We start from the raw sequence: 13531 nt of genomic DNA, 5'->3' as shown, positions 1-13531 counted from the left end.
AGCAGAACAGCAATGCCAATATCCCCCGTTGCCGACGGCTCAGCGCCCGCCCAATCGGATGCCGTCGTGCGCGAGCAATATGCGAGCCTCGTGCGTCAGATTCCTCTGATGTACGCGCTCATGTTCCTCAACGTGCTGTTTCTTGCGCTCGTCACCCCGGTCAAAGGCCCCTTGGCCATCAGCCTCGTTGCGCCCCTCCTGCTAGTCGCGATCGTCGCATCGCGCGGCGCCGCCTGGTACATGCGGCGCGGGCGCACGGTCGATGACGATGAGATGCGAGGCTATCTGCGTTGGACGATCATCCGCGCGGGCGCCTTCAGTTTCCTGTTCGGCGGCTGGGGCCTTTATCTCTTCCTTGCCGCCGATCCGTTCCACACCCCAGCGATAGCGCTTTTCATCTTCGTCGGGTCGATCAGCTGCTGTTATTGCCTCCAGGCGCTGCCTGCCGCCGCTCGTCTCGTCCTCCTGTTCGGCGCAATGCCAGTGACCATCGGGCTCTTTTTCACCCGCGACTTGTACTTCACGGGCATGGGGCTGACCTTCCTGCTTGGCGCGATCGTGATCCTGCGGACGATCGCGACCACGCGCTCGGCCGTCTTTGAATCGCTGCGCTCACGCTCCGAGATGGCCGCGCTCATCGAGGCGCTCCAGCGCAGCGAGGAACATTATCGCTATTCGGTCGAGCTCAACCCTCAGATACCCTGGATCAGTGATCCTGAGGGCCGGATCGTCGAAGTAGGGCCGCGCTGGAGTGAACTCACGGGCGTTTCACCGAAGGCCGCGCTCGGCTGGGGCTGGACTGAAGCTGTGCATCCCGACGATCGGCCGGGCGTTCTCAGTCATTGGACGGAGGCGCTCACGTCCGAGGAGAATGCCGTTGCCGACGTGCGCTACCGCGTGCGCCATTCGGACGGCAGCTTCCGCTGGTGCCGTGCCCGCGCACATCCGCGCCGCGACGAAGATGGGCGGATCATCAGCTGGTACGGGACGCTTGAGGATATCCACGATCAGGTGACGGCCGAGCTCGCCCTGCGCGAGAGCGAGGAGCTCTACCGCCTTGCCTCGCGCGCAACGAATGATGTGATCTGGGACATGTCGCACGTCACGGGCCGGATCGAGTGGGGCAATGGCGCTGAACAGATCCTCGGTTATCCCGAAGCGGCGAGAGGCACGTCTCTAAAATGGTGGAAGGAACGCATCCATCCTGAGGATCTTGCTCACGTCAATGCAACCTATGACCGCATTCGCACCAATCGCCAGGACAGCTGGAGCCATGAATATCGGTTCCGCGCGGCATCGGGCGAATATATCAATCTCTTTTCGCGCGGCTATGTCGTGCGCGGTGAGGGCGGCGAGGCGGTGCGCTCGATTGGCGCGCTGCTCGATGTCACCGATGCGCGAAGGGCTGAACGGGAATTGCGCTGGGCCGCGAACCATGATCCTTTGACGGGCCTTCCCAACCGCAAGCTCTTCGGCGAGGTGCTCGAAGCCGCGCTGGCTTCGGCAACCACCGCCGCGAATTGCGTCGGGGTGATCGTCATCGATGTCGACGGATTCAAGCTCCTCAACGACAGCCTGGGGCATGCAGCGGGTGATCAGCTGCTTCGGACCGTGGCCGAGCGGCTCCAGGCGAACCTTCCCCCCGACGCCACGGTCGCACGGCTCGGAGGGGACGAGTTCGCCGTGATCATGACCGGCCTTGGCCGCGATGAGCCGCTCGTACCGGCAACCGAGGCGATCTTAAGCGGCGTGGGCGACGACCTGACGATCGACGAAGGCGCCGTCGAGGTGAGCATCAGCGCCGGCGCCGCCATCTGGCCCGCCGATGGGCAGGACGCTGAGGCTCTTTTGAAGAGCGCCGACCTTGCTCTTTATGCCGCCAAATCTGACGGGGCAGGGGGCATTCGCGCGTTTCGTCCGGACATGCGCGAGGCAGCTGAAAGCCGCAAGTCGATGTTGCGCGAAGCACGAAGTGCGCTGAGCGACGACCGGATCATTCCCTTTTACCAAGCCAAGGCAGACCTGGTGACGGGCGAAATCGTCGGGTTCGAGGCGCTGCTTCGCTGGCATCACCACCGGCGGGGACTCCAGCCCCCCGGTGCCATTCGCGCAGCTTTTGAGGACACGCTGCTCGCGACCGCACTCACCGACCGGATGATCGACCATGTCCTTGCCGATATGGAGAGATTGACCGAGAAAGGCATCATGTTCGGGCGTATCGCGATCAACGGTTCGCTGGCCGACTTTCGCCGCGATGGTTTCGCAGACCGGATATTGACCAAGTTCCACAAGCAAGGATTGCCGCCCACGCTTCTCGAACTCGAGGTGACCGAGAGCGTCTTCGTCGACCATCTTGCGTCCAATGTCGAGCGGGCGCTGCAGACGCTTGCTGCCGAAGGCGTTTCGATCGCGCTCGACGACTTCGGCACCGGATACGCTTCGCTGACCCATTTGCAGCAGTTTCCCGTGCACGTCCTCAAGATCGACCGGTCGTTCATCTCGCGGCTCGACACCGAAGAGAGCGCCGATTTCGCGATCGTCCACGGCGTGATCGACATCGCGCGTCGCATGAAGATCGCAACGGTTGCCGAAGGCGTCGAGAATGAGAGGCAGCTTAGCCGTTTGCGCGAGCTTGGCTGCGACATCGGACAAGGCTATCTCGTCAGCCGCGCGATCGGGATCGAGCGCGTGCCCGGCTGGCTGAAGCGCTGGTCGCAGCGTCCCCCGGCCTGGTCGCGCGCGGCGGAAGGCGAGCCGGTCGGCCGCCAGGGTGGCAGCGGGCAGTGAAGGGGCCCTCGCTTATCAGGGGGGCGACGGGCTCGGTGCCCGCGCTCGCGATAGCGAAGCGTCTTCAGGCGGCGAGTTCGGCCTCGGCGGCGTCGGCTTCGAGGCAGAAGAGCGCCCGGGCCTTGCCGCCCGCTTTCGCGCGGTAGAGCGCTGCATCCGCGCAGGCGAGAAGCCGCTCGAGTTCCAGCCCGAGCTTCGGCGCTGACGCGATCCCGATGCTCACCGAAACCGACAAGGGCAGCTCGTCTATGATATAGGGCCGGCTGAGCTCGCGGATGATCCGGCGCGCGAGCATTTCGGCCTCGCTCTCCTCGCTGATCCCAGTCTGCAGCACGATGAACTCGTCACCGCCAAGGCGCGCAACGACATCGCCTGCGCGCACCATCGCTTCGAGGCGCCGCGCGACTTGCTTTAGAAGTTTGTCGCCGGCCGGGTGACCATGTAGATCATTGACCGCCTTGAAGCCGTCGAGATCGAGATAATGAAGCGCGATGAGGCTTTTGGCGCGCACTGCGGCAACGGCGCGCTCCTGAAACTGCTCGCGCAGGCGGAGCCGGTTCGAAAGACCCGTGAGTGCGTCGGTTCGTGCAAGCTTCGCCATGTCGTGGCGCGCCGTGTGGTGCGCGACGGCGGAGCGATAGAGGTGGAAAACCGTCTGGAGGCTGAGGACGGCGATCGCGGCGATGATGAAGGCTTCGGCGAGGAACATCTCGCCGTGCAGTGGATCGCTCGTCGGCTCGGCTGCATGGAATGCAAGACTGGTTGCGGTGGGAAGGGCGGCGACGAGCAGGCCCGCGGCGCAGGTGACGGGCCTCACCGAGGTGCGTGCGACGATGCCCGCGCCAAAGCCGAAGACGAGGCTTACGGTGAGGAGATGAACCATCGGATCATGGCCCCTCATGGCTGCAATGTTGATGAGAGCGAGCAACGCTGCCGACGTCAAATTGCCCGCAGCATAGCGGCGCTCCCAGCGCCTGAGCTCCTCAAAGCCGGGGATGGGCCCTGCGCGGTGGAAGGCGGCGATGGTGGCAAGCCTTGCGATCGTCGTGAGCGCGCCTGCTGCAGCGAGCAGATAAAGAAAGGGGCTGTCCAGGTGGAGGCCGACAAGGATCGAGATGCCAACAAAAACGGCGCCCAGTCCGAAAATCGGCAAGCGCATGCTGTAGAGCATCTCGATGAAATCGCGGTAGACCGGCAATGGCAGCAGGGCTGCGTCCGCGAAAACGCGCTGGCGAAACGTGGTCGCGATCGGTGGCGTGGGGGCCGATCTGTCCATGGCGCCGATCATCCTCCGATCCGGTTAATAGTGGGTAAGCTGGGGAGCCCCCGAGTCTTGACGTCGCGCGGCGCGGGACCGTCGATCGGACGCCCTTGAAAACATCTGGGCGGCTCCGGCTGTCCAGCCATTCGCCGACTCATTAGGGGGCCGGTAGCTTGACCTCGGGCAGCGCGTCCAGCCTTGCCTTGGTCATGGTCGTCTGAAGATCGGTGTCCGTCCCCCGCACGACCGGAGTAAGGCCGAGGATGGGGACATGGACATATCGGTCTCCTGGTCCTTCAAGCTCGACCAAAAGTCGCTCGACCATGCCCGATGCGTCGCGCAGGACCTGTGCCACCTCGCCGACTTCCCTGCCGTCCGATCCGACGATGTCGGCGTCGAGAAGCTGCGCCTCGCTGAGGCCAAGGGCAGCGGTTGTCGTCAACGATCGCTATCTGATTTCGGGTGGCTAACCTCGGTGAAAAGTTCGAAACTCAGCTGCGTGCGATTGCCTCGGAGGCGGATGGGCCGGCCAACCAAGCAGTTGGCGCCTGACGCACGCTACTTGCCGGTTACCTTCACACCAATTCGCGTCGCCAGCGTCATGACGTCCGCGTAGGTTGGATCGTCGGCGACGATGTCGACCGAAGGTGCATGCCCAGATAGCGGCGTCTTCCCGACCCGGTCCCCGAACAGCACGATCGCCAAGGATCGGTCGTCCTGACGCGATACCCAGCACAGGCCCTGCACTTCGGGACATTGCGCGTGGATTGCCTCGGCCCACTTGCGGGTCTGGGGGTAGATGTCCTTTTCGGTCTCGATCAGCTCGCCGCGCTTGATCCCGAGATTCCGCAACGCAGTCGTGCTGAGGTCGACAAGCACGAGATCGGTTCTCGAGAGCAGTTGCGAATAATGGTGTCCTTTGAGCTTGCGCTTCGCGAGGCTCTTGAGCCCGGGCGCAAAGGGTACGTCATGAAAGACGGATTCCATCGCCGCGCAATCGAAGGTCTCACCGCCATAGATGGTCGGGATCGAATTTCCTTTGGCATCGCAAATAGGGCTGAAGCGTGCATTGCCGTTCGGACCCCGATTGAACTCGTCGCCCCGGAACCGATCCTGATGGATGCGGTGAATTACCTGGGTCTTCGGCCAGGTGATCGTCCGGATCAGTTTCGTCAAATTAACCGGAGGCGTGGGGATGACGATTGCCGCAGCCCCCGCGGCCGGGGTGACCGGAGCGGGGGTGGTTGGAGCGAGACTAGGCGTAGCAGTGGTGGTGTCCGCCTTCCTAGCCATGCAGAATGCCGTCGATCTCGTCTTGCGCGGCTGCCAGCACGCGCTCGGGATCAGCCTTGAGCAGGTCCATCGGTCGGACGCTACCCAGGAAGCTGTTCACCGAGGCGAACCAGATCGCGATATCCCAATCCTCTAGATCGCTTCCAAAGCACTTGAGGATGGGCGCGAGCGCCTTCAGCGGCCGGTATCCCGCGTCGGCATCGAGTGCAAACCCGGGATAATAGTCGTTGCCCTTTTGGCGGACGGCGAAGATTTTCCCTTCGCGCTTCCACTTATTGGGCTGGGCGCTTGCATTTCGACCGCTGAAACCGGCGAGCTCGGAGAGCTGAGCGGCCGTCAGCCACTCGGCCGACCTGAGTACCTCCGTCCGCGCCTCGGCATTCATCCGCGCTTCCGCGACAAGATGCTGGGGAGGTGGCACTTGCGGCACCAGCGCGTCGACGAGTTTGTCGAGCGTCTCCTGGTCGCGGCGGGCGAGCCGTGCGAGAATGAGCGGGGTGATAAGAGTGACTGCCTGCGCGAGCGCGTGCCGGAGTTCCGGGGTTCCATGCTCCAGCGCGAGAGCGACGACTTGATCGTCGCCTGCTGACCCGAGCTTCTTGCGCACCTCGGCTGCCGTGCCAGAGAGGGTTTCGAACGCTACAGCGCCTGCCTCGTCGGGATAAATCGTTGCCATGAGTCGATCCAATCGGATATATTGGGTATTGATGTAGAATGATATCCTAAATAATCAATACGAGCGGTGCGATGCGGCTGTTGGAGGGGCGGATTTTGACGATCGAGATTATAGCGGCGACCGAGGCGGCGATGGCAGAGGTCGAAGCGTGGCTCGATGCCGAGGAAGCGGCACCCTCGCCTGATCATGTGTCCGATAAGTGTGATTCTCGGACACATGATGACCGGGTCCAGACACATTTGAGACGCGAGGGTTGAGAAAGACTCGGGGGTCTCGGGCCTGTCAGTCATTTTGTGCGCGAGCCCGGATTGAGAAAATCTTCGGCGCATGGGAAGCGCTGCTACGGCCTTCGCCGAATGCGATGGCGAGGTCGTGCCAAAGCCGCCGTCCAAGTCCACCTCACCGCCATCGCCTACAAGCGCACAATGAACATTCTCACAGTCCCGGCGTGAATAGTGCCCCCGTTCCGGCCAGGGCAAGGACCAGGCAGGCCAGTCACCAGAGAAGCTATGCGTTTCAGACCGCTACATCCACCCGCGCACAGGTCTTCTAGCATTCGCCGACCCATTAGGGGGCCGGTAGCTTGACCTCGGGCAGCGCGTCCAGCCTTGCCTTGGTCATGGTCGTCTGAAGATCGGTGTCCGTGCCCCGCACGACCGGAGTAAGGCCGAGGATGGGGACATGGACATATCGGTCTCCTGGTCCTTCGAGTTCGACCAAAAGTCGCTCGACCTTGCCCGATGCGTCGCGCAGGACCTGTGCCACCTCGCCGACTTCCCTGCCGTCCGATCCGACGATGTCGGCGTCGAGAAGCTGCGCCTCGCTGAGGCCGAGGGCCGCGGGTGTCGGTCCCGCCACAGTCGCGCTGGTTTCGGCCGCCCGCTCAAGCTTTTCTTCCGCGGCATCATTCTTGTCCGAGCACGCTGCAACGAGCCCAAGCGGCAGGGTCATCAGGAGCAGTTTTTGCATGTCTTTTCCTTTCGCTGATGACCGCTAACGCCTCTGCTCGCGCGTCGGTTGCCCGGACGTGAGTGGATGGTGAGAAGCGAGATGGGGCCAGGCTTGCGTTGGCAGACCTCGCATTGAGGCTCAGTCGCCGAAGCCGAGAAACCGCACCTGCTCGCCGAGCGGAACGCGTTCGCGCTCGAACATGTTGACCGGCGCCTCTGCATCGCGCCATCCGATCGACAAGCCGCAAAACAGGAGCGTGTCATCGTCAAGACCGAGCTCGGCTTTGATCGTGCGCCCGTAGACCCCCATATATTCCTGCGGGCAGCTGTCGAGGCCCTCGCCGCGAAGCAAAAGCATGATGGTCTGAAGCCACATTCCCACATCCGACCATTGCGGCTCCTTCATGAATTTTGGAAAATGGCAAAGGAGGAGAACCGGCGCACCGAAGCAGGTGAGATTGTCGCGCACGAAATCGGCGCGGCGATCCTTCTCGTCGCGTGCGACGCCGACGGACGCGTACATGGCGGCGCCGAGCGAGCGCAGCCGCGCCTGATATTTTTCATGCGCTGCGGGCGCGGAGAAATCATATTCCAGGGGCTCATCGGGCTGGCTCGCGAGAAGCCGCGTCTGCAGCGAGCGCAGCGGCTTGCCCGTGAGGACGATAGCCTCCCAAGGCTGGAAGTTGCAGCCGGAAGGCGTGAAGCGGGCCCGGTCGAGCACTCGGTAGATCGTCTCGTATGGCACTGGCCGATCTTCAAAAGCCCGGATCGAGCGGCGGCTGCTTACGGCTTCTGCGACATTCACGATCGATATCTCCTCCTGGTTGTGCGTAAAGACGTATCGGGCCCGGCGGCTCGCGCAACGCAGAAGGGCGGGGCTGCGAACAAGAAAAACTTCGCTCTCCTCGAAGCGACCGAGGATCCGCGCTGATTTTGTGGATTCAGATCGACGATTTCCAGCCGGCCCTGTTCACATGCCGCAGGCTCTCAACGGGGGGTCCCCAATTTGCCGTGAGGGCGTTCCAGAGATTGGCGACATTGTCGCGGCCGATCCGGCGCTCGAGTTCCGCGGTAAGCTGGAACACGGCATCGCGCGCGTCATTGGCTCTCTTTTGACCCAGCGGCGTGATGGTGACGATCTTGGCGCGCTTGTCGCCGGGATCCGGTTCCATGGCGAAAATGCCCGCTTCGATCATATCAGCAATGATCGTGCTCGCCGACTGGCGCGAGATGCCGAGCGCGCGCGCGATGGCTGCGGGACGGTTGCACCCTTGTCGCACGAGGATCATCGCCATCGTCTGCGACCGTGAGACCTCGGCCCATCCCGCTTCGGTCATCAAGGTCTGGAGCCCTGCGTCGAACCAGCTGAAAGCTTCGAAGAGAGGAATGAATAGCGTTGCAGCACGTACCATGAGTCTGGCCTTCTGTCGGAAATCGGCGATCCCGGAGGGGACGGCCCCGGGGCTGCATCGGCGGGGGGGAGGCTTGGCGTCCCGCGCGCTCGGTCGGACCCCAAGGCAAATTCGCGGCTCATTTCCCCCGTGCGCGCGGCTGCATGTGCGCCCCCTTATAAGCCCATGAACCAAGGAATCCAGACATTTTATGTCATATCTTCTGCCTATATTTGTCAGTTTTATTGACATTATAGAATCGGCTGGTTAGAGGGCTGGCAATCAAGCAGAGATAGGGATGAGAGATGCCATCATCGGCGAACGAGGATGATCTTGCGGTCATCGACGCCATTCACAGCTGGTGCGCTGCGATCGACGGGCGCGATTGGGCGGCACTGGAGGCGCTGATCACCGACCCGATCTTCATCGACTATAGCTCGAACGGATCCACAGAGGGGCTTCTGGCGGCCTGTGAGTGGACCGATCGCCTCCGCGTCTTGCACGGTTTCGACAAGACGCTGCACATGGTGAGCAATCTCCGTCCCCATGTCGACGGCGATACGGCGATCTGCACCTCCTACGTCAACGCGATGCATTTTCTCATGGAAGGCGAGGAGGAGTTCCACGCGCACGCGTGCGGCCAATATCGCCACGATCTCATCCGGATCGAAGGTCGCTGGCGCATCAAGGGCGCGACATTTCTTCTCGCGGGGCGCCATGGGGGACACAAGGAATTCGAGAGGGCCTTTGCCAAGGCCCGGGAGCTTGCCCCGCAGCGCATGTAGGGGGGAGCCGGGCAACTATTTCCTTCACGCAAGGCCAGGGGCCGCCTCACCGCAAGTGGGCAGGCGCGCAATGGCTTTTTCGAAATCTAAGTACTTATTTAGCTAACTAATGGAAAATGGGGAGAATCGGAAATATGCGACGGCTTGAGTATCTGTGCCTTGGCGCAAGCCCCCTTATCTTCGCCGTGCAGCCCGCGATGGCGCAGGAGATGGAGACCCAGCCGGCGGCTGTGGAACGAGCGGCCGACGATATCGTCGTCACGGCGCAAAAGCGTGAGCAAAGCCTCCAGGATGTGCCGATTTCCATTGCTGTCGTAACGGGCGAGGCGCTCTCCGATTTCCACGCCAAGGATATGGCCGACATCGCCGCGTCGGTGCCGAACCTTTTCGTCGAACGCCTCAACGCCGCCGACGTCATCTACATTCGCGGCTTCGGCTCGGCGCCTTCCAATTTCGCCTTCGACCAGTCGGTAAGCCTCTATCAGGACGGCATCTATGCCGGGCGCGGCAAGCAGTTCGAGGCGCCCTTCTTCGATATCGAGCGGATCGAGGTGCTGCGCGGACCGCAGGGCGCGCTTTTCGGGAAAAACACGCCCGCGGGCGCGATCAGCATCGTCACCGCCAATCCCACCTCGCAATTCGAAGCGGGAATCACGGGCACCTATAATTTCGATCTCAAGGGCCCCGAATTTACGGGCTATGTCTCGGGTCCCGTGACGGACAATCTCGGCGTTCGCCTCGCGGTCAAGGCTCTCGATCTTGGCGGGTATATCCCCAATCGCACGACCGGAAAGCGGGACCCGCGTCGCAATCAGACGCTGGCGCGCCTGACCCTCCAATATGAAAATGAGGGTTTCGATGCGACCGCCAAGCTCGAATATAGCCGCTCGCGCACCAAAGGCGCCGCAATCGTTCTTTCGACCGTGACCGCGCCTTTGGAGATTACCAAGGATCGCTACGCCGACGATTATCCCTTCGGCTTTGCCGAATCGAACAATGTGACGTCGAAAAATGCCTCGCTCACGGCGAATTACGAGATCGGCGACCATGTTCTGACCAGTATCACGGGTTACTCGACCTATGATGCGAACCGGTCGAACTCCTATGCGAAGGACGTCCCCGCCATTTACCTCAACCGGATTTTCGAGGAGTTTGAACAATTTTCGCAGGAAATCCGTCTCGCATCTTCGGCGGGTAAGCCGCTCGAATATATCGTCGGGACCTATTTCGACTGGAGCGACTATGCGCTTGATTATCCGCGCTATTACAGCGGGCTGCCGAGCGGCCTGACGGGCTCGAACGTCTCGATCTTCGACCAGTCGGCGCAGACCCTCTCCTTCTTCGCGCAGGCAACGGCCAATCTGTCGCCCGCGTTCCGGGTCATCGGCAGCGCGCGCTACACCCGCACCAAGAAGCGCGGAAATTTCGAGACGATAACGCTTTCGGGCATGGCTTTTGGCGCCGCGACGACCGCCAAGGGGCGTATCTCGGAGGATAATGTCGATCCCTCCTTGACCGCGCAATTCGATGTGACGCCCGATATCATGCTCTATGCCTCCTATGGCCGCGGTTCGAAATCGGGCGGCTTTGTCAGCAACACGGTGGGAACGGTCGACAGCACCTTCATTTATCGCCCCGAGCGGTCGACCAACTATGAAGTGGGCGTCAAGGCCGCGCTGCTCGACCGGTTGCTCACCCTCGATCTTGCGCTTTACGATCTCACCTTCAAGAATCTCCAGACGTCGGTTTACGATCCGACGTTGAGCCCCCCGGGCTTCGTGACCAAGAATGCCGCAAGTGCGACGTCACGCGGTATTGAATGGTCCGTCGGGCTTCGCCCTGCGCAGGGGCTGAAGCTGAGCTGGAGCGGCGCTTATCAGAATGCGAAGTATGATGATTTCCCGGGCGCAAGCTGCCTTGCGAGCCAGCCCGCGTCCATCTGCAACCCCGCAGCGCCCGTGGGCGCGCCGAACAATCCTGCGAACAACAATCTGGCGGGCTACAAACTGGCCTTCTCGTCGAAATGGAGCGGGTCGCTCCAGGCCCAGATCAAGGCGCCGATTGCCGATCGCTACCTGCTCGCGACCACCGCGCAGATGAACTACCGGTCCAAATTCTTCATCTCGGATAATCAGGATCCGGTCTATGGTATCCAGCCGGCCTACCAGAAGTTCGATCTCAGGGTGCAGTTCGGCGACCTGGACGAGCGATGGAATGTGGCGCTGGTGGGCCGCAACCTCACCAACGAGCGGACCTATTCCTTCGCATTCCTGTGGCCTGGGTCGCTGTCCTACACGCCAAGCGGCCATCGCTATCTGGAAGAGACCCGGACGATAGCCATCGAAGGCAATCTGCGTTTCTAAGCGGCCCTCGATGTTGTCCGCTTCGGAGCAAGGCCAGACGCCGTCAGCCGGGCTGACCGCGTCTGGCGAGCGCCGCTGGGCCCTGGTGCTCATGCTGGCGATCACCACCTGCGCCTTCATCGACCGGGCGATCCTCAACACGGTTGGCCAAGCCATCCGCGACGATCTGAAGCTCAGCGATCTTCAGCTCGGGTTGCTGGGGGGCGCCGCCTTTTCCATTCTTTATGGAACCCTCGGCATTCCGGTTGCGCGCTGGGCCGAGCGATCCGACCGGATCGGCATCGTCTCGCTCGCGGTCACTATCTGGTCGAGCATGACGGTGCTGTGCGCGATGGCGACGGGTTTCTGGCAACTTCTGCTGATGCGCATCGGGGTGGGGGTCGGTGAAGCGGGTGCCAACGCACCGGTCCAGTCCTACCTATCGGATCTCTATCCTCCCGAACGGCGCGGCACGATAGTCGGAATTCTCGGGCTATCGGTTCCGCTCGGCATCATTATCGGCGGAATCGGCGGCGCATGGGTCGCGCAGCATTATGGCTGGCGCATGGCCTTTCTCCTCGTCGGGCTTCCCGGCCTCGTTCTTGCCGCGGCGGCGCGACTGACGCTCCGGGATCGGCGACAGCCGGTGGCAAAAGCGGCGATACCGCCCTTGCGCACCGTGCTCGCGACGCTTTGGGAGAGCCGGAGCTTTCGTCAGATGATTGCAGGCGGCGTCGTGACGAGCTTCATCGGGCAGGCCGTTCTCGCCTTCGGACATCCGTTTTTCGTGAGAAACTTCGGCCTCAGCTACACCGAAGCGGCGGTCTATTTTGCGCTCGTTAACGGCGCGTCGGTCGCGGGCGGCTATATGGTCGGCGGCTTCGTCGTCGATCGGTTCGTCACCCGCGATGTCCGCTACTATGGGTGGATACCCGCGCTGATGATGCTGCTCGCGGGACCCTTTTATATCGCAGGGTTCCTGCAGCGCGAACTTCTCCCGGGGCTCATCCTCCTCGCGATCCCCGGGGTTTTCTCAGCAAGCTATTATGCGCCTGTGCTCGCGGTGACCCAGAATCTCGTGGCGAGCCGGATGCGCGCGACGGCGATCTCGATCGTGCTGCTTACGATGAATATCATCGGCCTGCTGCTCGGTCCGCTCGCCGCGGGTGCTCTTAGCGATTTCTATTTTCAGCGGGCGCTGCCCGCCGGCCTCGATGCCGCGACTTGCCGGGCGGAGATGACCCCATTTTGCGAAGCCGCGTCCGCGCGCGGTGTGAGCTACGCCCTTGCGACCATTTGCCTGCTCTTCTTGTGGTCGGCCGTCCACTATTTCGCAGCGAGCCGGCATCTGCAGCGCGACATTGATTTTCAGCAACAACAGGATGCGACCCCATGATCAAGATGTCCTTTGCCGTCTACCGCCGTCCCGATCTCACCCGGGAGCAGTTTCTCGACCACTGGTTCAACATTCACGCCCCGATCGCCAAGAAATACGCCAAGGCCTTGCGGATCAGGCGTTATGTTCAGCTCCACGGAGGCGACTATGAGGCGGCCCGGCAGATGACCGAATCGCGAGGCTGCCAGCCCCCGCACGATGGCGTCGTGGAAATCTGGTGGGACTCAGAAGCGGATCGTCTCGCGGGCGCGGCGTCGGCTGAGGGCCAGGAGGGCGGCCGTCTGCTTCAGGCTGATGAGCTGAACTTCTGCGATATGTCGCGCTCGAGCGTCATGTTTGGCGTGGAGCGGGTCATTATTGACGAGCTGAACGGGTAGCGCGGAAGCATAGTCGGCGGCGTCAGATTTCCCGCCGGCGCCCCCCAGGCCGCTCGCGGCTAGGTGGACCTGCAGGGAAATGTGGTTTGGGTCAGGTTCAAGGAATGATGGACAGACCGGGCGTTTGGGTGAAGGCGAAAAATGCCGGCCGACCTGGTTCGACTTGGCCCCTCCTCGCTGCGGGTGGGCGGCAAAACCCATAAGCAGGCTCCTCGCAGCGCCTGAGCATTTCGGTCCGCTCTTCGTCGGCGAGTTCGTCTGCTGTCTGGAAGG

Annotated in this window: 12 protein-coding genes; 5 read left to right on the top strand and 7 right to left on the bottom strand. The window is 62.2% G+C overall.

Annotation, left to right across the window (positions count from 1 at the left end; all coding sequences use genetic code 11):
* The first annotated feature begins 12 nt into the window (after positions 1 to 12).
* Positions 13 to 2787: a sensor domain-containing protein gene (locus tag B5X69_RS13525; protein WP_079639237.1), complete on the top strand. Its 2775-nt coding sequence runs from the start codon at positions 13 to 15 to the stop codon at positions 2785 to 2787.
* 64 nt (positions 2788 to 2851) lie between these two features.
* Here B5X69_RS13525 and B5X69_RS13520 read toward each other — a convergent pair whose 3' ends face one another.
* The 7 genes from B5X69_RS13520 to B5X69_RS13485 form a co-directional block, all read right to left on the bottom strand.
* Complete coding sequence (locus B5X69_RS13520) at positions 2852 to 4063, bottom strand: GGDEF domain-containing protein (protein WP_245798741.1); 1212 nt, start codon at positions 4061 to 4063, stop codon at positions 2852 to 2854.
* Between the two features lie 142 nt (positions 4064 to 4205).
* Positions 4206 to 4490 carry a PRC-barrel domain-containing protein gene (locus B5X69_RS13515; protein ID WP_079639236.1) on the bottom strand — a complete coding sequence of 95 codons (285 nt, stop codon included), beginning with the start codon at positions 4488 to 4490 and terminating at the stop codon, positions 4206 to 4208.
* Between the two features lie 116 nt (positions 4491 to 4606).
* The gene (locus B5X69_RS13510; protein WP_079639235.1) at positions 4607 to 5341 is read right to left on the bottom strand and encodes an RES family NAD+ phosphorylase; all 735 of its coding nucleotides are present in this window, start codon (positions 5339 to 5341) and stop codon (positions 4607 to 4609) included.
* Positions 5334 to 6017, bottom strand: coding sequence for a hypothetical protein (locus B5X69_RS21990; RefSeq protein WP_079639234.1), 684 nt, complete (start codon positions 6015 to 6017; stop codon positions 5334 to 5336). The genes B5X69_RS13510 and B5X69_RS21990 overlap by 8 nt, the downstream gene beginning before the upstream one ends.
* A gap of 567 nt (positions 6018 to 6584) precedes the next feature.
* Positions 6585 to 6986 carry a PRC-barrel domain-containing protein gene (locus tag B5X69_RS13495; RefSeq protein ID WP_079639232.1) on the bottom strand — a complete coding sequence of 134 codons (402 nt, stop codon included), beginning with the start codon at positions 6984 to 6986 and terminating at the stop codon, positions 6585 to 6587.
* Between the two features lie 120 nt (positions 6987 to 7106).
* Positions 7107 to 7772, bottom strand: coding sequence for a nitroreductase (locus tag B5X69_RS13490; protein WP_079639231.1), 666 nt, complete (start codon positions 7770 to 7772; stop codon positions 7107 to 7109).
* Between the two features lie 136 nt (positions 7773 to 7908).
* Positions 7909 to 8379, bottom strand: coding sequence for a MarR family winged helix-turn-helix transcriptional regulator (locus tag B5X69_RS13485; protein ID WP_176141607.1), 471 nt, complete (start codon positions 8377 to 8379; stop codon positions 7909 to 7911).
* A gap of 284 nt (positions 8380 to 8663) precedes the next feature.
* Here B5X69_RS13485 and B5X69_RS13480 point away from each other — a divergent pair, with 284 nt between their 5' ends.
* The 4 genes from B5X69_RS13480 (at position 8664) to B5X69_RS13465 (ending at position 13258) form a co-directional block, all read left to right on the top strand.
* On the top strand, positions 8664 to 9143 hold the full coding sequence (locus B5X69_RS13480; protein WP_079639229.1) for a nuclear transport factor 2 family protein: 480 nt from the start codon (positions 8664 to 8666) through the stop codon (positions 9141 to 9143).
* 134 nt (positions 9144 to 9277) lie between these two features.
* Positions 9278 to 11506, top strand: coding sequence for a TonB-dependent receptor (locus tag B5X69_RS13475; RefSeq protein WP_176141606.1), 2229 nt, complete (start codon positions 9278 to 9280; stop codon positions 11504 to 11506).
* A gap of 10 nt (positions 11507 to 11516) precedes the next feature.
* The gene (locus B5X69_RS13470; protein ID WP_079639227.1) at positions 11517 to 12881 is read left to right on the top strand and encodes a spinster family MFS transporter; all 1365 of its coding nucleotides are present in this window, start codon (positions 11517 to 11519) and stop codon (positions 12879 to 12881) included.
* A complete protein-coding gene (locus B5X69_RS13465; RefSeq protein ID WP_079639226.1) occupies positions 12878 to 13258 on the top strand; it encodes an EthD domain-containing protein in 381 nt (126 codons plus the stop codon). The genes B5X69_RS13470 and B5X69_RS13465 overlap by 4 nt, the downstream gene beginning before the upstream one ends.
* Positions 13259 to 13531 lie beyond the last annotated feature (273 nt).

Origin of the sequence: Sphingopyxis flava (assembly GCF_900168005.1) — a bacterium.
GTDB lineage: Bacteria > Pseudomonadota > Alphaproteobacteria > Sphingomonadales > Sphingomonadaceae > Sphingopyxis > Sphingopyxis flava.
This window is presented reverse-complemented; position numbering and strand designations above follow the sequence as displayed.